Consider the following 19,563-nt stretch of genomic DNA (forward strand, 5'->3'; position numbering starts at 1 on the left):
GTCAGGCCAGGGACGGGCCGCCCGCCAGCCAGCCGAGCATCGCCGTGAACCGCCGCCGGTGGAACGTGGACAGCGACGACCCCACCTCCTCCGACACCTCACGCACCAGCCGCTCCGCCGTCACGAACGTCAGCAGCTCGGCGATGTCTTCGAGCACCTGCATGCCGAATGCCTCGGACGTGGTCTCCGTCACCACCAGTCGCAGCACGTGCCGCCAGATCTCCAGGGCCGCCGCCACCTGTCCATGCTCGGCGAACACCTGTGCTCCTACGCTGCGTTGCCGGAGGGTGAGCGCCGGATGGGTGCACACCAGGGCGACCGCTTCCTCGGTACTGCGCGGGTCGCCGCAGGAGAGCAGCGCGTCGAGCGCCGCCTCGACGTGTGCGCCCTTCACCCCGGCCAGCCCCAGGACGTACGTGGCGATCCGCAGGCGCAGCGCGTCCAGATCCTCCGCGCCGTCCTCCTCCAGGGCCTCAAGCACCCCGGCGCCCCATGCCCCTGTGCCGTGGCACCCGTCCGCCTGTTCCGCCAGCGACTTCACCGCGCGACCCCGATCGACGCGCAGAAGGACCGCCGCCGCCATGCAACAGTCGCTGTCGAGGACGGAAGGGGACCGCAGCGCCAGTTCAGCCGTCCGCCAGGCATCTTCATGCAGACCTTCGTCGAGCAGCGCCTCCGCGTAGTCGGCCCGATCCAGCGGGTGCAGGCGTCGCCCGTCGCCCACGAGCGCCGTCAGCTCAGGACCGTCGGACGGCCCGCGTGCGGCGCACCACAGCCGGACGACCTCGATCCGCCCCAGCGGCAGCTCCCCCGTGCCCCCGAGCCGCTGCCGTGTCCACGCGAGTGCCTCGCAGTCCACGCCTGCGTCGGTCATCAGCCGCAGCAACCGGGCCACGCGCCAGGTCTCCCAGCCGGTCTCCTCCGCGAAGGCGGCCAGCTCTCGCACCGGTCCGGCGTCGTCCGCCCCCCGGACGGCGAGCCACAGCCGTGCCGCCTCCTGCTGATCCCAGGTGAGCACCCGCCGGTCGTCGAGCACCGACCGGGCCAGCTCGGCCGCCTCGCTCGTCGCGCCCGCCTCCTCCAGGACCTGCGCGACGGCCATCCGGCCCGCGTGGTCCGCGGCGGGCCTGGCGGCCCCGGCCTCGGCCAGCTGCGCGCACACCGTCGGCGCCGGATCGCTGCCGAGCCATGCCTCCGCCGCCCGCTTGACGTTGTCGTGGCCCGCCAAGGGATCCGCCACGACACGCCGCGCGAGCCGTTCGGCCTCGTCGGCCGCACCGAGCACGCGGTACGCCTCGGCGGCGATCCGCCTCTGCCACACGCCCGCCCCCGGCTCTTCGAGGAACTCGCCGATCCGCTCCCGCACGGCCCGTACGGAGGGTTCCCCCAGCTGTTCGGCGAGCCGCGCGGCGAGTGGCAGGAAGCCGCGGATCAGCAGGAGCAGTGGGCGAAACAGGGCCGTGGTCTCGGTCGGCGGGATCAGGCGACTGAGGGCGGACAGCGCGCGGAACCTGTACCCGGCCGTCACGTCGGGGGCCGCGGCGAGCAGCCGGAGCACCGGTGCGGTGTCGTGCCGGACGCCGAGGGCGCCCAGGGCCACGGCCGCACGGCGGGCGCTCGTCGTGCCGCCCCTGACGTGTGCGGCGAGGCGTTCCACGACGCGTGTCACCTGGTCGGCTCCCGCCTCGGCCCCCTCGGACAGCAGCGCGGCGGCGGCCAGGGTCCGGTCGGAGTCCGGCCGGGCGAGGGCCCGCTCGATCACCACGTCCGCCGAACCGCCGGGCGAGGTGGCCCATCGACACAGCACGAAGAGCGCCAGCGACCGCTGGGCCTCGTCGCACGCGCGCCGGATCCACCTCTCCAGACCCTCCCCGTCCGCCGGGATCTCCTCCGCGTACGACACGGCGGCCAGGAACTCGGCGAAGCTCTGGTGCAGGAAGCGCACCTGCTCGCCTGCCACGACCAGCAGGCCCGTCCCCGCCAGCGCGGCAGGCAGCTCCGCCTCCCAGCCCGCGGGCAGGTCGGCGACCGCGTGGCGGCGCACCCACTCCCGGGCCGCCGCGGCCAGATCCTCGTCCCCTTCGGTACGCAGCCGGGCCACGTGCCGCAGCAGCGCGTCGGCCGAGCCCGCGAGCCTGCCGGGGAACGGCGCCGCCCCGCCCGCCCCGCCCGCCCGGTCCCGCAAGCGGTCGAGGAAGCTCTCGTAGAGCGCCAGGCGGCCGGAAGCCGGCGGCAGTGACGGTTCCAGCGTCGCGTTGACCAGCGCGAGCGTGGCGAGCAGCGGATTGCGCACCAGCTCCGTCAGCTCGCCCTCCTCGACGACCTCGGCGACGAACCGGTCCGCCGCCGCGGCCGGATGCGGCACCTGCGCGCGCTGTTGGTCGAACCACTTCCGGGCGTAGTCACGCAGCTCCGGCTCACCGAACGGCTGGATCTCGAACCCGCCAGGGAGCGCCTCGCGCAGCGGCGCCAGCTCGGCGGGCGGCAGCGGACGGGTCGTCACGACCAGCCGGAAGGCCGAGTCGCGGCGACTGTGCCTGGCCAGCGTACGGATCAGCTCGCCCCGCTCCCGCCGGTCGGCTATCTCGTCGAGACCGTCCACGAAGACGAGCCAGCGGGCACCCTGCGCGCGGCCCGCGAACAGCGCGGCGGGCGGATCGGCGACCAGGCTGCCGCCCAGCGTCGCGAGCGCCGCGCTGCGCAGCCGTTCGCTCCACGAGCCCTGGGCCCCCGCCAGCAGCGACGCGGACAGCCGCAGCGGCACCAACGGTTCCGTCACCGGCGCGTCCTGGAACGAGGAACGTCGCAGCCACACGCCGCACAGCGACCGCACCAGATGCCCGGCCAGCGTCGATTTGCCCGCACCGGCCTCGCCGGTGATCAGAAGGTGCTCGTACCGCGCCAGCGCGTCGGGGAGCGACATCACCCGCTCCGCCGTCGGGGAACCCGCCTCGCCGTCCGCGCCGGGCCGGGCCCCGGGCGCGGCGTGACCGTCACGGGGAGGCGTTGCCTCGTCGGCCTGCGTGCTCCCGGGGACGTCCGGCGGGTCGTCCGTCGCGGGTCCTCCCGACCGCGGGGTCGCCACGGAGTGGCGTACGCGCTGCCGTACGTAGACCGCGGACAGCGGCGGCTCCATCAGGCCGAGCACCGAGTAGGGCAGGCAGTCGAGGATGCCGTCCTGTGCCTCCAGGATGTCCCGCAGCGCGGGGGAAGGGAGCGGGATCTCCGACCAGTTCGCGGTGCCCGGATGCGCGTCGCGGCGGGCGTCCTCCTCGATCCGGTCGCGTTCCCGCTTGGCCTGGGCCCATAACGGGGTGACGGCGTCGGCGTCGCGGCCGAGCCCCTCGGCGAGGGAGCGGACGACAGGGAGCGGGAGCATCCGCCCGGCGTTGACGACGTCGTAGAGCGCGCGCGGGTTCAGGCCCGTCATCTCGGCGGTCCGCCGGATCGAACCGTGGCCCGTCCCGTCGATGGCGCTCACGAACCAGTCGGCGATCGCCTCCAGTTCCGGCAGCCGCTTGCTCTCGGCCGACGGCGGTCGTCCCGCTCGCATCCTGCCCCCCGCTCCCCGCGTGTGCCGCCCCGGGGGTTTCCGGGGATTTCCCCACGCTAGCGGGAAATTCTGCTGTGGGCAGAGTCTGAGGGGGAGTCGAGAACACCCCGTCGGGAGGATTCGTGGACGCCTTGCTGACCGCCCACCCCGCGCTCTGGGCCGCCGTGGCCTTCGTCGGCGCGGCGACCGGTGCGCTGCGCGCCTGGCTCGCCCACCGGACAGCCGTGCGGCGCGAGGAGGAGCACACGCGGCGCGTCGAACTGGCCGTGAGTGACACGGCCGGTCCCGACCGCGCCGCGGTCGTCCGGGCCTCGGCCCAGCTGGCACCATCCGCACCCCGTGGCCGTGTCGGATGACGCCCGCCGTGCCCTGGCCCGGCGGGCCGCTGCCCCTCACCCCGTCGTGTCGTCGCCGCGGCGGGGGAGGAGGCCGAGGTCCATCGCGGTCACCACTGCGTGCGTGCGGTCGCTGACGTCCAGCTTGGCGAAGATCCGGAGCAAGTGCGTCTTCACGGTCGCCTCCCCGATGACGAGCCGCCTGCCGATGTCCGCGTTGGACAGCCCGTCGGCCACCGCGCCCAGCACCTGTGTCTCCCGCGTGGTCAGCGCCACGGGCGCGGGCCGCCGCATCCGGGACACCAGCCTCGCCGCGACGCGCGGGGCCAGCACCGTCTCCCCGCGCGCCGCCGAGTGGATCGCGGCGACGAGCTGCTCGCGCGTCGTGTCCTTCAGCAGGTAGCCGATCGCTCCCGCCTCCACCGCGCGCTCGATCTCCGTGTCGGTGTCGAACGTCGTCAGGATCAGCACCCGGGTACGCCGCCCGCGCGCCACGATCTCCGCCGTGGCCGCCACCCCGTCCAGCACCGGCATCCGCAGGTCGAGCAGCGCCACGTCGGGGTCGAGCCGTTCCACCAGCTCGACCGCCGCACGGCCGTCGCCCGCCTCGCCGACGATCTCGATCCCCGTCCCGGCCGCCATCAGCGCGACCACCCCGGCGCGCATCACCGCGTGGTCGTCGGCCACCACGACGCGCAGTCCGTCCGCCGTCATGTCACCCCTGTCCTTCGTCGCTCGTCGGGATCGTCGCCAGGACACGCGTCCCGTCACCCACCGAGCTGGTCACCGTCAGCCCGCCGCCCAGCTCCGCCATCCGCTTGCGCATGCCGTCCAGGCCGAACCCCTGGGACGCGCCGACGACGAAGCCGCGCCCGTCGTCCGTGATCTCCAGCTCGACGCCGTCCGGATGGCGGGTGAGCACGACGCCGACGGTCGTCGCCGCCGCGTGCTTGCGTATGTTGGCCAGCGACTCCTGCGTGCAGCGCAGCAGCGCTATTCGCGTCCGCTGGTCGCACTCGACGTCGGGCAGCTCCGCCTCGACGACCAGCCCCGTGTCCTCCGTGAACCGGTCGAGGGTGCGCCGCAGCGTCCGCGCCACCGACCCCGGCACGATGCCGCCCGGCGGTGCCGAGCCGACGAGCGCGCGCGCCTCGGTCAGGTTCTCGCGCGCGGTCTGCTCGATCGACAGGAGCTGCCGCCCACTGCGCGCCGGGTCGGCGCCGATGCCGGAACGTGCCGCCTCGGCGAGCACGATGATCGACGCGAACCCCTGCGCGAGCGTGTCGTGGATCTCCCGCGCGAGCCGTTCCCGCTCCTCGGCCGCGCCCTGCCGCTGATGGGCGGCGGCCAGCCGGGCCTGCGCGGTCTCCAACTCGGCGCCCAGCTCGGCCACCTGCTCCCGCTGCTGCTCCAGGTAGCGGTGCACGGCCAGCCCGATCAGCACGCTCGCCAGGAACGCCAGCAGGGTCGCGGCCACGTTCCCGTCCGTGAGGCGCGGGCTCCAGCCCTGCGGCGCCACGCCGCCGAGCACGGTCGCCAGCGCGGCGACACCCCCTGCGGATATCGCCGACCGGGGCTCCTTCGCGAGGGACCAGAAGTGCGGCAGCGTCGCGATGTACGCGGTCGCGCCGCCGTCCCGCAGGAAGGACATGGCCGCCAGCCCCACGATCAGACCCCATGTGACGACCCTCGGCCGCGCGAACGCGCGGTCGGGGAACGCGCGGCCCGCCGCGTAGAAGAGGCCGACGGCCACGGGGACGCCCACGGACCAGTACCGGGTGGCGCCCGGGTCGTCCTGCCCGGCCACGGCCATCGGCGCGAGGCCCAGCAGCACCCAGGACAGCACGTACCAGCGGTGCAGGGGCCAGGGGGCGCGGGGCTGTTCTGCGGGCGGCATGCCGGTCAGCCTACGTCCGGGCCGTGCCGCCTGACCTGCGCGGTTGCCGGTCCGAGGGGCGGGCGGTGGGCGTCGGCGGGGAGTTGGTTCATGGCCGCCATCCTCCCGCGGCGGGCCGGTCGCCCGACAGCCTCAGCCGGTGGAACCTGCCGTCCACCGATCGGTGGACGGCCCGGCCGGGGCGCGCAGGAACGGGCGGTCCCGGGGAGTCACGCGCGCCCGTGGCCCCGTGGCCCGCAGGACGACGTCCAGCACCGCGTCCGGCTCGCAGGCGTAACTGTGCGAGAACCAGGCCATGTTCGCCTCGACGGCCGCCCACCGTGTCCCGCCGCCGGTGCCACCCGTGTCGTCCGCGAGGAGGCCGACATCGACGGTCACCGCGCTGGGCAGCGCGGCCCCCGCCACGTCGAGGAGGCGGCGGGCGAACCGGCGGACGTCGCCCTCGCACGGATCATCGGCGAGCGGCGCGGCGTCCAGCCTGCCGTGGACGGCGTACCTGCTCGCGGCGGCGATCCGTCCGTCCAACAGGAACAGGCGGTACTCGGCGGCGAACGCGACGACGTCGGAGACCAGCACCGTTGTGGCGTCCGTGCCCTGCGGCAGCCGCGACCCGTCGGCGTACACGGCGGCCGGGAACGACTTGTCGCTCGGCGGCTTGACGAAGACGGGCCCCCGCGCCGTCCGCGCCCCGGCCAGCGTCATCCGCTCGATCCGCCGCCCGGTGAACTCGTGGGGCAGCCGCGTCAGCCAGTCGTCCGGCGGTTCGAGCAGCGCGAGCCCGAGCCGGTCGGCGACGCGGTCGGCGGCGTACGGGCCGCCGTACCAGTGCACGGACCGCCCGGCCAGCCCTTCAGGCAGGGCCGGGCCGGGGACGGCGCGCACCTTCATGCCCCGCCGGGCGGCGGCCTCGGCGAGGAGCGCGGTCGTGCTGGTCCGCTGCGGGGAGGTGAGGAGTACGGGGGTCACGCGGCGTCGGCCGTGAACGTGTGCGTGACCTCGATCGGGCCGACGAGGTGCCGGTTGAACTCGGCCAGTTCGGCGGCCGGTACCCACAGCTCCAGGATGGTCCGGCCGCCCGCCCGGCGCACCGGGTAGCGGGCGACGAACGCCGTCTCGACGGCGAAGCGCGTCACGTACCCGGCGCCGGAGGCGGGCACGTTCCAGTCGCGGGCGATCCGGATCGCGTAGTCCTCGTCCAGCACCGGGTAGAAGATCGGCTGTTCCGGGAGCCGGGGCGGCCAGGCGGTCCACCCGGACGCCTCGACCAGCGCCAGTTCCGCGGGCCCGGTCGGGCGCCAGAGGGTCGTCGTCGGCCTGTTCATGCCACGACCGTACCGAGCGGTGGTTCCGGGGCGCGGCGGATTACGCCGTGCCCGGCCGTCGGGTCAGCGCTTCTTGGTCTTCTTCCGCTGCGGGAGCCGCCATTCGCCGCGGTGCTTCTGGCAGCGTGAGTAGCCGATCATCCTCGGGTTGCCGCACGGCTTCCCCGTCTCCGTCCTGGTCGAGCCGCACTTGAGCTGCCTGGCCATCCGTTCCTCCCCATCCGTCCACGGGCGCGGGCCTGGCCCCATCGTCACGGGCCTCCGCGCGCCCTGTCGGCGGAACGCGGCACTCCGGCCGGTTCGGTGCGCTCGGGCGGCCGGTTCCGCGCGGTCAGCGGCGGACCCGTAGCGCGCGGACGCGGTTGATCGCGGCGGCGACCTCGTGACGGCGCGGCACGGCGTAGTCGTCGTCGTGCACGCCGACCAGCGCCGCGACGCCCTCGGGCCCCGCGAGGTCGTGGTCGAGGAGGTCCAGGGCCTCGGCCAGGGTGCGCCTGCCGTCGAGGTGGCCGCGCCGCACCGCGAGTTCGACCGCCAGCCCGACGCCGGTGACGTGCGGGCCGTCCGCCAACTGCTCGACGGCGCGCAGGTCCACCTCGTGCTCGCCCAGCGCCAGCCGGTCCGTGCCGTGGGCGCGGACGCGCGTACGGCCCCGGGCGGTGGCGTCCAGGCTCGACGGGTCGGGGCGGCGGGCGACGACGCCGGGGAACGACACCGCCTCGGCGCGGCGGCCGGTCGGCACCGCGGCGACCTCGCGGGCGCGCGCGGTGACGTCGTACGGCCGGTACCCGTCCATCATCACGACCCGGTCCGCGACGTCCAGGTAGTCGCCTGAACCGCCCATGACCAGCACCGTCGAGACCCCGTGGTCGCGGTGCAGCGAGCGCACCGTGTCCACGAGCGGCGTCAGCGGCTCCCGTTCCTTCGCGACCAGCGCCTGCATCCTGGCGTCGCGGATCATGAGGTTGCTCGCGGCCGTGTCCTCGTCGATCAGCAGCACGCGCGCGCCCGCCTCCACGGCCTCGCACAGCGACGCCGCCTGGGAGGTGGAGCCGGAGGCGTCGGCGGTCGAGAAGTCGGCCGTGTCCGCGCCGCTCGGCAGGTGGTCCACGAAGGCGTGGACGTCCACGCGCGTCACCGGACGGCCGTCCTCCGCGCGGATCTTGACGGTGTCCCCGTGCGCGACGGCGCGCTCGCGCCCGTCCCCCGGCACGTGGTCCCAGATCCCCGTCTCCAGCGCGCGCAGCAGCGTTGACTTGCCGTGGAAGCCGCCGCCGACGATCAGCGTCACCCCCTCGGGGACGCCCATGCCGGTGACGGTGCCCGCGTTCGGCAGCCGCACCGTGACGCGCAGGGCGTCCGGCGTGCGGAACGGCACGAGGCCCGTGCCCCTGGCGGGCCGGTCGTCCGCTCCGGTACGGCGCGGCAGCAGCGCGCCGTCGGCGACGAACGCGACGAGGCCGAGTGTCGGCAACTGCTCGCGCAGCGCGGCCGAGTCCTCCACCGTCGCGACGAACTCCGCGACCTCGGCAGGGTCCGACGCGGCGTGACGCAGGGCGCGTCCGACCAGCTCGGGCAGCCCCTCCCACAGCAGCTGCCGGGCCGCGCGGCCGTCGATCCTGCGGCGTGGTCCCGGCAGCGCCACGCCGAGGCGCAGCGTGACGGAGCCGTCGGCGGCGACCGTGCACGAGCTGCGGTCGAGCACCTCCTGGCCCCCCGCGTCCAGGTGGTACGCGGACTCGGCGGCGGCCTCCCGCGCGGCGCGGCGTACGAGGTACCCGGCGAGCGCGCGGCGCCGTACCGGTGAGTCCCACAACTCGCGCGGGAATGCGGCCAGTTCGCCTGGCACGCGCACGGCGAACCGCGCCGGAGGCGCGAACGGGTCCGCCTGGGCCCTGACGAGCCGCAGCACGCAGCCCCCTGGCAGCGCCCACGCGCCGGTGAGCCCGCGATAGCGCCCGTACGGCGCGCCGTCGAGCCGTTGCAGCTCCCGATCGAGACCCGCGCGGGCGGACCCGCCCTCGTCCGCCTCGGTCCTGCGGTCCATATGACTTCCCACTTCCGGCGTGCGCGTACGGACGGACCGCCGCGGACCGTGCCGGACGCCGTCCCGAGGCGGCCCGCGAGGGCGCTCCCAGCTTGCCCCAGACCAGGACGGTGCGTTGACCTGCCAGGGCCCGCGCGCAGCGGTCCGGGACGTCGTCCCAGCTCACCGGCCGGGCCGCACCGCCGACAGGTGACGGCCGTCCGACCCGTGCCGAGCCGCCTCCCGACGTCCTTGCCCAAGGGCTCCCCCGCATCTTCGGCCGTCCGCCACGGGCAGGTGGCGGACGAGGCGGGGCGCTGGCCGCCGGGGAAGACGCTCCGGCCCGCCCGGATCGCGAGCCCTCCACCCGGATCCGGGCCGGGCTCGGTGACGGCATCGGCCCACCGCGGTCCCGGCGGACGCCCGCCCCCGCCGGGCACAAGGTCGGCGAGAACGGGCGGGTCCGCCACCGGGACGTCGGTATCGGCCAGGAACTGACAGTGATTTCCCATACACAAGACGCTACATCCCGCCACTGACAGTGACCGTCGGCCGTGAACCCGCCGCCTCAGACAGCCGCCCCGTACGTCGGGAACCTGACGGTCACCTCCAGCCCGCCCGCCGCCCGCGCCGCAGCGGTCAACTCCCCACCGTGGGCGACCGCGACGGCACGGACGATGGACAGGCCGAGACCCGCCCCCGCCCCCGCGTCCTGCCGGGTGCGGACGCCGCCGCCCCGGGTGAACGGCTCCAGCAGCCCGTCCACCTCCTCGGGGGCGACCGGCGGCCCGGTGTTGGAGACGCGCAGCCGCACGCCCCCCTCGGCGACACCGGTGCTCACCACGACCTCGCCCCCGGGACGGTTGTAACGCACCGCGTTCTCCAGCAGGTTGCCCACCATCCGTTCCAGCAGAGCGGGCTCCCCGCCGACCGGCGCGGGCAGGAGGGCGTGCCGGAGGGCGATGCCGCGGCGGGTCGCCTCGGGGCGGGCGGCGTCGAGGCAGCCGTCCGTGAGGTCGGCCAGGTTGAGACGGTGCCTGGCGACGGCGTGGGCCTGGCCGCGCGCCAGGGCCAGCAGGCCGTCCAGCGTCCGCTGGCTGTGCGTGACGGCGGTCGCCACGTCGTGCGCCATGGCGAGGAGTTCGTCCTTGGTGGGGTCGCCGTCGAGGGTCACGTCGATGGCGGTGCGCATCGTCGTGAGGGGCGTGCGCAGTTCATGCGCCGCGTTGGCGGCGAACATCCGCTGGCCCTGCAACAGCCGCTCGCGCTCGGCGACTCCGGCCTGCACGCGGTCGAGCATCTGGTTGACCGTCGTGGCCAGGGCGGCGAGTTCGTCGGCCGGTGTGCTGACCGGCACGCGTTCCGACAGGTTCTCGGCGGAGAGCCGCTCCGTGGTGGCCACGACCGTGCGGATCGGGCGGAGCACGCGTCCGGCCGCGAACCGGGCGAGGACGGCCGCCAGCACCGTGACGACCACGAGCGCCGTCGCCGTCTGGGTGAGCAGTTCGGCCAGCGCGTCGTCCCGCAACCGGCGGCCCGTCGCGGCGAGTTCGTCGGCGCCCGGCGGCCCGCCCGGCGGCCCGTCCGGCGGCAGGGAGCCCCCGGTGAGGCTGACCCCCACCACGAAACGGCTCTCCAGACCACGCCGCACCAGCACGTACGTCAGCCCGCCCAGCAGCACACCCGCGCCGAGCACCAGCCCGGTGAGGAGCAGCGCGAGCCGCGCCCGCGCGGACAGCGCGACCGCCCGCCTCACGGGACGCGGTACCCCGCGCCGGTCACCGTCTCGATCAGGGAGGGGCTCCCGAGCTTCCTGCGCAGCGTCCCGACCGTGATCCTGACCGCGTTGGTGAACGGATCGGCGTGCTCGTCCCACACCTTGTCGAGCAGCGTCTCCGCGCTCACCACCGCGCCGTCCGCCGTCAGCAACTGTTCGAGCAGCCCGAACTCCTTGGGCGTCAGGCCGAGCGCCCGCCCGCCCCGCTCCGCCGTACGGCGCGCCGGGTCGAGCACGACGTCCCCCGACCGCAGCACCGGCGGGCGGGCCTGCGCACTGCGCCGCGCCAACGCCCCCACCCTGGCGACGAGTTCTGAGAACGCGAACGGCTTGCCCAGGTAGTCGTCCGCGCCCATGGTGAGCCCCTCGACGCGGTCCTCGACGGCATCGGACGCCGTCAGCATCACGACGCGCGCCGTCCCCGTCTGCGCCAGGTGCCTGCACACCACGTCACCCGGCACCCCCGGCAGATCACGGTCGAGGATCACCACGTCGTAGGGCGCGAGCGCGACCTTGTCCAACGCCGTGCGGCCGTCCGGCGCGACATCGACCGCGTACCCGTGCTTCCGCAGCCCGACGGCTATGTACCGGGCCAACGGCTGCTCGTCCTCCACCAGCAGAATCCGCATCCGCCGAGTATCACCACCCGCACCTATGGACGGCGTATGGTCCGCCGATCGGCCCGCCATACACGCGGGCCCGTAGAAGTGACCGCATGACCCGAACCACCCACCCCGTCCCCCAGGAACTGCGCCCCGGCGGCACGTTCGACCGGTTCCTCGCCGAACGGGCGGCGGCGGACGCGTTCTCCGGGACCGTCCTGCTGACGCACCGGCGGCGCACGGTGCTCGCCCGGTCCTTCGGCCTCGCGGACAAACGGCGCCGCGTGCCCAACGGCCCCCGCACGCGGTTCGCGCTGGCGTCCGTCACCAAGCTCCTCACCGCCGCCGCCGTCCACCGCCTCGCGCGGCGTGGCGCGCTCACTTACCTCGACCCGCTCGCCACGCACCTGCCCGGCCTCCCGCCGGAACTGGCCGCCCTCACCCTGGACCAGCTCCTCACCCACACCTCCGGCCTGGGCGACTACCGCGCCACGCCCGCCTTCCGCGAACAGGCCCCCACCTGGGCGGACGCGGCGGCCGTCAACGACGGCATCATGGCGATCATCCGCAGCTCGCCGCCCGAACTGCCGCCAGGCACCGGCTTCCGCTACAGCAACTCGGGCTACGAACTCCTCGGCGCGGTCGTCGCGAAGGCCGCAGGGCAGCCGTACCTCTCCTTCGTCCACGAGCACGTCCTCGGCCCGGCGGGCATGCGCGACACCGCGTGGCACACCAGGACGCAGTGGGCCGACGACCGGCGCATCGCCCACCCGTACGCCCTCGCCCCGCCCGGCGACGGCGACGACGGCGGCGCACGCGTGGACGTGCTCGCCGACAAACCCTTCATCGGCACGGCCGCCGGTGACGCCTTCTCCACCGCCTCCGACATGAGCCGCTTCTGCCACGCCGTCCTCGACGGGACGCTCCTCGGCGCCGCCCACACCCGGATGTTCCTCAGCGGGAAGCTCCCCCTCGGCCCCTGGCGCGACGCGCCGGACACCGCCCCGCCCGAGGCCGCGTTCCAGGGCTATGGGCCCCTCGGCCTGCTGCTCGACCGGCAGTGGGTGGCCCTCCACAACGGCGGCTCCGCCGGTGAGGGGGCGTACGTCGAACTGCATCCAGGCAGCGGCTGGGTGACGGTGGTCCTCTCCAACTACGACGTCCAGGCGGTCGTCCCCGTCACCACGACGGTCCGCCGCATCCTCACCGCCCACCAGTCCGCGTAACGACCGGAGTTCCCTGCCATGACCCGATCCACGTCAGCACACTTTCCCCGGCGCGCCGTCCTGCGGACCGTCGGCGCGGCGAGCGCCGCCGCGGGGCTCGCCTGGGCCGCTCCGTCCGTCGCGTCCGCGGCGTCGCGACGCGTCCCCGGAGAGCTGCGGCCCGGCGGCGCCTTCGACCGGTTCGTCGCCGAACAGGCCGCCGCCGACGCGTTCTCCGGCACCGTCCTGCTCGCGCACCGGGGCCGCCCCGTGCTCAGCCGGGCGTACGGCATGGCCGAGAAGGGCGCCGGGCTGCCGAACCGGCCCGGCACCGTCTTCTCCCTCGCCTCGGTGACCAAGTGCTTCACCGGACTGGCCGTCGCCCAACTCGCCGCCCGCGGCGCGCTCGCCTTCCGCGACAGGCTGGGCACGTACGTCGGCGGCCTCCCCGACGCGATCGCCGCCGTCACCATCCACCACCTGCTCACCCACACCTCCGGCGTCGGCCGACCGGCGCTCGGCGGCGGCAGGCCCCCGACCTGGGACGGCGTCGAGGAGACGGTCAGGGGAACCCTCGACATCATCCGCGCCACGCCGCCCCAGTTCACGCCTGGCACCCGCTTCGGCTACAGCAACGACGGCTACTGGCTCCTCGGCGCGCTCGTGACGCAGGTCTCCGGGCAGTCCTACTACGACTACGTACGCCGCCACGTCTTCGCCCCCGCGGGCATGACCCACACCGACTTCCTCACCAAGCCGCAGGTCCTCGGCCGGACCGACGTCGCCCGCCCGTACTGGACGCAACCCTCCGGCGAGCGCATCGACTTCACCACGACCCCCCTCCTCGGCCACATCGGCGGACCCGACGCGGGCGCCTACTCCACGGCCCCCGACCTGCTGCGCTTCGCGGGCGCGCTGCACGACGGCACGCTGCTCGACCCCGCGTACGTCGGCCTGATCACGTCGGCCAAGGTGCCCGTGCCGCCCCGCCCGGGAACCCCGTCCGGCGAGCGGGAGTTCGCCGCGTACGGCTTCCACGAGTTCCTGTCCGGGGGACGGTCCCTGCACGGGCACCCGGGCAGCGGCCCTGGCACCGCGACGTGCCTCGACGTCCACGCCGACACGGACTGGGTGGCGATCGTCCTCGGCAACTACGACACGGGCGTGCGTGACATCGTCGCCGAGGCGCGCGCGACAATCACCCGGTACGCCTGACCGCCGAGGAGGACCCGTGGCACTGGCCCGCAGGGGATCACGGCGCATCGTCGTCGGCGGGACGGCCTACCGCTGGCTGCTCCGCCGACGGCCGACGTACGCCCAGGCGATGTGCTGGTCGCCCTGCACCTTCGCCGTCGTCCACGCGGAAACCCCCGGGGCGACGCTCGTGGTCACCACCGGCCTGCCGCACGCGGGGAACTGGCTCGGACGCGCGGCCGTGCCGGTGCTGCCGTCCGACGTGGCCCGGGCCGTGGAGCTGGCCGTCGCGCGCGGCTGGGAACCGACCGCGCCAGGACCGCCGTTCCGCCTCGACGTGCGGCTCAACGGCGCAGGGCCAGCACCGTGCTCCTCGTGATCGCCTCCTTGAAACGGGCCGACGCGCGGCCGGTGAGGACGGCGCGGACCGGGCTGTCGTCGGCGCGCGTGAACTGGGTGAGGCCGTCGCGCCGCCCCAGGCTGATGTTCTGCCAGACATACCGCAGCCGCAGCGGCTCGGGCGTGCGGCCGGTGAGCGAGGCGGCGACGCTGCCCGCGACGTACGCGCCCATCGGCAGCCCCGTCTGGCACGACATGCGCGACGCGGCGCCGCCGGGGCCGTGGGCCGCTGCCGCGTCGCCCGCCGCGAAGACCTCCGGGTGGGAGACGGAGCGCAGCGTCGGGTCCACCGTGATCAGGCCGCGCGCATCGACGGCGAGCCCGGCCTCGCGCGCCAGCTCCGACACGCGGAACCCGGCCGTCCAGACGACGAGTTCGGCCGGGACCTCGCCGCCGTCGGCCAGGACCAGGCCGTGCTCCGCGACCTCCGCGACGCGGGCGTGCTCCCTGAGCGCGACGCCGTGCCGCTCCAGGGCCGCCCGGAGATAGCGTCGGCCGCGCGGCGAGAGCCCGGCGCCCAGCTCGCCCGCCGTGACGAGGCGCACGTCGAGCGCCGGGTAGGTCTCGGCCAGCTCGGCGGCCGTCTCGATGCCGGTCAGCCCCGCCCCGACGACGGCCAGCGGGCCCCGGGCGCCGCGCGCACGCTCGTGGAGACGGACCGCGTCCCGGTGCGTGGCGACCGCCGACGTGTGCGCGGCGGCCCCGGGCACGGCCGCGGTGTCGGCCCCGCTGCCCAGCGCGTAGACGAGGGTGTCGTAGCGGAGCGGGTCAGGCGCGGAATCGACCAGGACCGTACGCGCCTCGGCGTCGATCGCGCCCACCCTGCCGACGACCAGCTCGACGCCCGTACCGGCGAGCAGCCTGCTCAGGGGCAGATCCTTCAGCTTCTGTCCGGCCGCGAGTTGGTGCAGCCGTACGCGCTCCACGAACCGGTCGGCCGCGTTCACCAGGGTGACGCGCACGTCGTTGCGGCGCAGTCTGCGGGCCGCGCCCTTCGCGGCGGCCAGCCCCGCGTACCCGGCTCCCAGTACGACGATGTGATGTGTCATGGCACCTGAACCGGCGACGGCGCCGATCCGTGACGACCCCACGTGTGACGTGGCTCACGCCAGCTGCCGGGCGGCGAAGGCGAGCTTGCCGGGGTTGATCACCGTACGGATCGCGCCGACCCGGCCCGCGCTGATCTCCGGGACCACGACGGCGAGCAGCGTCCCACCCGCGGAGATGACCGCCGCGGGGGCGCCGTTCGCCTCGGTGAACCCGACGCGGACCTGCGCCGCCTCCGGCCGGGCGCCCAGGCCCAGCAGGTAACGGAGCACCTTCTCGCGCCCGGCGATCGGCCTGCGTGCGGCCGTCACCCGGCCACCGCCGTCCGTCCAGGCCACCACGTCGTCGGCGAGCAGCCGCTCAAGCCCGGCGACGTCGCCGTCGAACGTGGCGGCGAAGAACCGCTCGATGATCTCCCTGTGCCGCCGCTCATCGACGTCGAAGCGCCGTCGCGGGCGGCCGAGTTGTTCGTGCGCGCGGCGGAGCAGCTGCCGTGAGTGGGCCTGCTCCACGCCGACGGCCTCCGCGATCTCCCGGTGGCTGTGCCCGAACGCCTCCCGCAGCACGAACACCGCGCGCTCGGCGGGGGTGAGCCGTTCCAGCAGCGTGAGCAGCGCGAACGAGACGGACTCGCGCTGCTCCGCGGTCTCCAGCGGACCGAGCGGGTCGGCGGCTGCGGCGTGCGTTAACACCGGCTCGGGGAGCCAGGGCCCGACGTACAGCTCGCGCCGGGCGCGGGCCGAGGTGAGCCGGTTGAGGCAGAGGTTCGTCATGACCTTGGTCAGCCAGGCGACCGGCGTGCGGACGGCGGCGGGATCGGCCGCGCTCCAGCGCAGGTACGTGTCCTGCACGACGTCCTCGGCGTCGCTCGCCGAACCGAGCATCCGGTACGCGAGCGAGAAGAGCCGTGGCCGGTGCGCCTCGAACTCGTCGGTGGCCTCGTGGGTCATGTCGGAAGCATCCCAGGCCGGGCGGGGGAGGAGCGGCCTGCCTGAGCCCGCCCGCCGTCAGCTCGCACGCGACCGCTCGTCGCGCAGGAACACGGCGCTGGTGAGGGTGCCGAGGAGCACGACGGCGGCGTTCACCGCGATCGCGACCTTCAGACCACCGAGGACGGCCGCGGCTCCGCCGCCGGTCATGCCCGCGGTGGCGACGGTGCTCATGATCGGCGTCCCCATGGTGATGCCGACCTGCTGGGTCATGGTGGCGAGGCCGGTGGCCAGGCCCTGTTCGTGGTCGGCGAGCCCCGAGGTGGCGGTGACCATGAAGCCCACGATGACGAGCATGTTCCCGACACCACCGGCGAACGTGGCCACCAACAGCAGCCCCATCCAGGCGCGGTCGTCACCGAGGCCGAGCAGGGCCACCGTGGAGAGCGTCTGGAGGATGCCGCCCGCGATCAGCGTCCGCCTGCTGCCGAACCGCCCGATGACCCGTGAGGCGGTGGAGCCGCCCACGACCGTGCCGATGCCCAGCACGCCGAAGGACAGACCGGCGGCCAGCGGGGAGAAGCCCAGCACTTCCTGGAGGTAGAGGGTCAGCAGGAAGACCAGGGACGTCTCGGTGAGAAAGGCGATCAGCCCGGCGACGTTGCCCCAGGCCACGGAGCGTCTGCCGAGCACGTCGAGCGGGACCAGCGGCGCGGCCGTCCTGCGCTCGACAACGGAGAAGACGAGGAGCAGCGCCACGCCCGCCGCCAGCGGCAGCAGCGCGTCCGCCGAGCCCCAGCCCGTTTCGCCGGCCCGGGTGAGACCGAGGACGACGGCCAGCAGGCCGAGCGTGACGCTGACGGCGCCCGGCAGGTCCAGCTTCGGCCGGGCGGCGGGCCGTGACTCCCGGATGACCGTCGGGGCGACGATCAGCACGGCGAGGACGACGGGCACGTTGAGGAAGAACGCCCAGCGCCACGACAGCAGGTCGGTCAGCAGACCGCCGAGGATCGCCCCGGCGGTGAACCCGGCGGACATCAGCGCCCCGTTGAGACCGAGCGCCTTCTGCCGCAGCGGCCCCTCGGGGAACGACGTCGTCAGCAGCGACAGCCCGGCCGGGGTGACGGCCGCGGTGGCAAGACCCTGGCCGACGCGGGCCGCGATCAGCACCTCGGGGCTCTGGGCCAGGCCGCCCACGAGCGAGGCCACGCCGAGGAGGACGAGGCCGCCGAGGAACAGCCGACGACGGCCGAACAGGTCTGCGACCCGGCCGAAGAGCAACGTGAAGCCCGCGGCGCACAGGGCGAACGAGGTGGCGATCCACTGGAGGCTCCCGAGCGAGAAGCCCAGGCCCTCACCGATCACCGGCAGGGCCACGTTCAGGATGGAGAAGTCCACGGCCAGCATGAACTGGGAGGCGAGCAGCAGCAGGAGCACCAGCCGGAGCCGTGGGGTGAGCGCGGTCGGCGCGGTGCCGACGGCTGCCTTCGGATCGATGACGGACATGGCTGTCGAGTTCCTTCCTCGTGTGTCTCCGGCACCCGCGCACACTCGGTCGTGGCACGCCCGGTCACGGAGAAGAGGCTCATTGACGCCGGAACCGCCAGCCAGAACCCCGCCTTGCAGAGCCAGCGGGAGGGTGGTCATCGAAGGACCACCCTCAGGGGCCGCGGTCTTCGGGGCGGGCGGGCATCATGGGAGGTCAGTGGCCGCGGCCTGTCGCACCTCGCCGACCTGGAGACACGCATGGACGCCTTGTCCGAGCTGGGGGACTTCCTCAAGTCGCGCCGCGCCGGGCTGCATCCCGAGGACGTCGGCATCACCCCGTACCCGAACCGCCGCCGCGTCACCGGCCTGCGCCGCGAGGAGTTGGCGATGCTCGCCGGGGTCAGCATCACCCACTACACCCGGCTCGAACAGGGCCGTGCCCTCGGCGCCTCCGACGGTGTGCTGGAGGCGATCGCACGTGCCCTGCGCCTCTCCCCGGACGAGACGGCCCACCTGAAGGCCCTCGCCCGCCCCGCGGTCGCCTCGTCCCGTCCGGCGCCGCCACGGGTGGAGCACGCGAGCGCATCGGCCCGGCAACTGCTGGCCGCGATGAGCGACGTGCCCGCGCTCGTCCTCGACCGGCGCAACGACGTCCTCGCCTGGAACCGGATGGGCCACGCCCTCCTCGCCGGACACCTGGCGCCCGAGAGCCCCGACACCCCGGCGAACCGCCCGAACCTGACCCGGATGCTCTTCCTTGACGAGCAGTACCGGGAGTTGTTCGCGAACTGGAACGAGGAGGCCCAACTCGGCGTGGCGTCCCTGCGCCTGATCGCCGGCCGCCACCTCAACGACCGGCCCCTCGCGGAGCTGATCGGCCAACTCGTCATGAACAGCGACGAGTTCGCCTCCCGCTGGGCCCGGCACCCGGTACGCACCTGCACGTCAGGGGTGAAACACCTGCGTCATCCGCTGGTCGGCGCGATGGACCTCAGCTTCGAGAACCTCGTCATCCCCGGCACTTCAGGTCAGCGCCTCATCGCCTACACGGCCGAGCCCGGCTCGCCGTCGGAGGCGGCGCTGCGGCTCCTCGGCAGCGTGACGGCCCCGGTGGCGGACGACCCGACGGCGGCACGGCACCGACAGGCGGCGAAGCCTCGCAGCTCGTGACCGCCCCTCCGGAACACCGCGGACACGATCGAGGCACGTCCCCGGCCCCGACCGCCCGCCGGTGGGGCCCTTCGGAACAGCCCGGTGAGAGCCGGCGGAGGATACGAGATGCGAACTCGTGAGGGTGTGAACCCCACACGCTTTCCAGTCTTCGGCTCTGCCAGGAGCGTCCACCTGCGTTCGCGGGCGGTCGGCCCGTGGAGCGCAACCGGCTCCGGGGCTCGTCCGAACAGTCGTGGACGGAGCTGAAGGAGACCGAGACGGGGCGGTGTCCACAAGCGGAGGACTCAGGGGTTACAGACCACGAAGGGCCTCGTGGAAATGGCTGTAGGCACTCCAGCAGTTGACACTGCCATCGTCGTTCAGGCCGCCCATGTACCAGTCGTCGTCGTCCGTTGCCTTCACCAGACACAGATCATGAAACCCCAAAATGATCTCGGCATCGATCCGTTCGCTCCCGGCCGGGTGGCCCAGCCACGTCACGGCGCGATCAGCGCTGAGAGCTTTGGCCTCCCGATCGCCGGAGACATCACGGATCTCCTCCAGGGTCCAGCCTGCCGGTAGTTTCCCGTCTGCCACCCGGTCATGATGACAGCCACCACAACAGCGGAATTGCGGC

General features: G+C 74.4%; 18 protein-coding genes. 5 read left to right on the plus strand and 13 right to left on the minus strand.

Annotated elements, in window-relative coordinates:
* Position 1 precedes the first annotated feature (1 nt).
* A complete protein-coding gene (locus tag IF27_RS02770; protein WP_052847589.1) occupies positions 2–3,553 on the minus strand; it encodes an NACHT domain-containing protein in 3,552 nt (1,183 codons plus the stop codon).
* 122 nt (positions 3,554–3,675) lie between these two features.
* On the opposite strand from IF27_RS02770, the gene IF27_RS30800 reads away from it, so the two are divergent.
* Positions 3,676–3,909 (plus strand): hypothetical protein, encoded by a 234-nt coding sequence (locus IF27_RS30800; protein WP_052847590.1) that lies wholly within the window; start codon positions 3,676–3,678, stop codon positions 3,907–3,909.
* Between the two features lie 36 nt (positions 3,910–3,945).
* On the opposite strand, the gene IF27_RS02780 is transcribed toward IF27_RS30800, so the two are convergent.
* The 8 genes from IF27_RS02780 to IF27_RS02810 all read right to left on the minus strand — a co-directional run bounded on the left by IF27_RS02780 (position 3,946) and on the right by IF27_RS02810 (position 11,539).
* Positions 3,946–4,602: a response regulator gene (locus tag IF27_RS02780; RefSeq protein WP_052847591.1), complete on the minus strand. Its 657-nt coding sequence runs from the start codon at positions 4,600–4,602 to the stop codon at positions 3,946–3,948.
* 1 nt (position 4,603) lies between these two features.
* Positions 4,604–5,785, minus strand: coding sequence for a sensor histidine kinase (locus IF27_RS02785; RefSeq protein ID WP_052847592.1), 1,182 nt, complete (start codon positions 5,783–5,785; stop codon positions 4,604–4,606).
* Positions 5,786–5,917: 132 nt separating this feature from the next.
* Entirely contained in the window at positions 5,918–6,673 is a 756-nt protein-coding gene (locus IF27_RS02790) for an ATP-grasp domain-containing protein (RefSeq protein WP_110945518.1), read from the minus strand.
* Positions 6,674–6,747: 74 nt separating this feature from the next.
* Positions 6,748–7,107, minus strand: a complete 360-nt coding sequence (locus IF27_RS02795) for a hypothetical protein (protein ID WP_052847594.1) — start codon at positions 7,105–7,107, stop codon at positions 6,748–6,750.
* A gap of 63 nt (positions 7,108–7,170) precedes the next feature.
* Positions 7,171–7,314, minus strand: coding sequence for a hypothetical protein (locus IF27_RS30805; RefSeq protein WP_190232773.1), 144 nt, complete (start codon positions 7,312–7,314; stop codon positions 7,171–7,173).
* Positions 7,315–7,438: 124 nt separating this feature from the next.
* Positions 7,439–9,154 carry an ABC-ATPase domain-containing protein gene (locus IF27_RS02800; RefSeq protein WP_052847595.1) on the minus strand — a complete coding sequence of 572 codons (1,716 nt, stop codon included), beginning with the start codon at positions 9,152–9,154 and terminating at the stop codon, positions 7,439–7,441.
* 547 nt (positions 9,155–9,701) lie between these two features.
* Positions 9,702–10,889, minus strand: a complete 1,188-nt coding sequence (locus tag IF27_RS02805) for a sensor histidine kinase (protein WP_223290886.1) — start codon at positions 10,887–10,889, stop codon at positions 9,702–9,704.
* A complete protein-coding gene (locus IF27_RS02810; RefSeq protein WP_052847596.1) occupies positions 10,886–11,539 on the minus strand; it encodes a response regulator transcription factor in 654 nt (217 codons plus the stop codon). Before IF27_RS02810 ends, IF27_RS02805 begins: the two co-directional genes overlap by 4 nt.
* Positions 11,540–11,625: 86 nt before the next feature.
* Here IF27_RS02810 and IF27_RS02815 point away from each other — a divergent pair, with 86 nt between their 5' ends.
* From IF27_RS02815 to IF27_RS02825, 3 genes are read left to right on the plus strand one after another with little or no spacing between them, the layout of a single operon-like run.
* Complete coding sequence (locus IF27_RS02815) at positions 11,626–12,738, plus strand: serine hydrolase domain-containing protein (protein ID WP_052847597.1); 1,113 nt, start codon at positions 11,626–11,628, stop codon at positions 12,736–12,738.
* Positions 12,739–12,756: 18 nt separating this feature from the next.
* Positions 12,757–13,932, plus strand: a complete 1,176-nt coding sequence (locus tag IF27_RS02820; protein WP_052847598.1) for a serine hydrolase domain-containing protein — start codon at positions 12,757–12,759, stop codon at positions 13,930–13,932.
* A gap of 16 nt (positions 13,933–13,948) precedes the next feature.
* The gene (locus IF27_RS02825; protein ID WP_052847599.1) at positions 13,949–14,290 is read left to right on the plus strand and encodes a hypothetical protein; all 342 of its coding nucleotides are present in this window, start codon (positions 13,949–13,951) and stop codon (positions 14,288–14,290) included.
* On the opposite strand, the gene IF27_RS02830 is transcribed toward IF27_RS02825, so the two are convergent.
* Genes IF27_RS02830 through IF27_RS02840 form a run of 3 tightly spaced genes read right to left on the minus strand, consistent with a single transcriptional unit; the run spans position 14,256 to position 17,792 of the window.
* Positions 14,256–15,359, minus strand: coding sequence for an NAD(P)/FAD-dependent oxidoreductase (locus IF27_RS02830; protein WP_052847600.1), 1,104 nt, complete (start codon positions 15,357–15,359; stop codon positions 14,256–14,258). The two genes, IF27_RS02825 and IF27_RS02830, sit on opposite strands and share 35 nt — an antisense overlap.
* Before the next feature lie 54 nt (positions 15,360–15,413).
* A complete protein-coding gene (locus IF27_RS02835) occupies positions 15,414–16,307 on the minus strand; it encodes an RNA polymerase sigma-70 factor (protein WP_052847601.1) in 894 nt (297 codons plus the stop codon).
* A 57-nt stretch (positions 16,308–16,364) separates the two neighbouring features.
* A complete protein-coding gene (locus IF27_RS02840) occupies positions 16,365–17,792 on the minus strand; it encodes an MFS transporter (protein ID WP_052847602.1) in 1,428 nt (475 codons plus the stop codon).
* A 240-nt stretch (positions 17,793–18,032) separates the two neighbouring features.
* On the opposite strand from IF27_RS02840, the gene IF27_RS02845 reads away from it, so the two are divergent.
* On the plus strand, positions 18,033–18,944 hold the full coding sequence (locus IF27_RS02845; protein WP_052847603.1) for a helix-turn-helix transcriptional regulator: 912 nt from the start codon (positions 18,033–18,035) through the stop codon (positions 18,942–18,944).
* A 294-nt stretch (positions 18,945–19,238) separates the two neighbouring features.
* Here IF27_RS02845 and IF27_RS02850 read toward each other — a convergent pair whose 3' ends face one another.
* A complete protein-coding gene (locus tag IF27_RS02850) occupies positions 19,239–19,523 on the minus strand; it encodes a hypothetical protein (protein ID WP_052847604.1) in 285 nt (94 codons plus the stop codon).
* Positions 19,524–19,563 lie beyond the last annotated feature (40 nt).

It is taken from the genome of Streptomyces avicenniae (assembly GCF_000719135.1).
GTDB lineage: Bacteria > Actinomycetota > Actinomycetes > Streptomycetales > Streptomycetaceae > Streptomyces > Streptomyces avicenniae.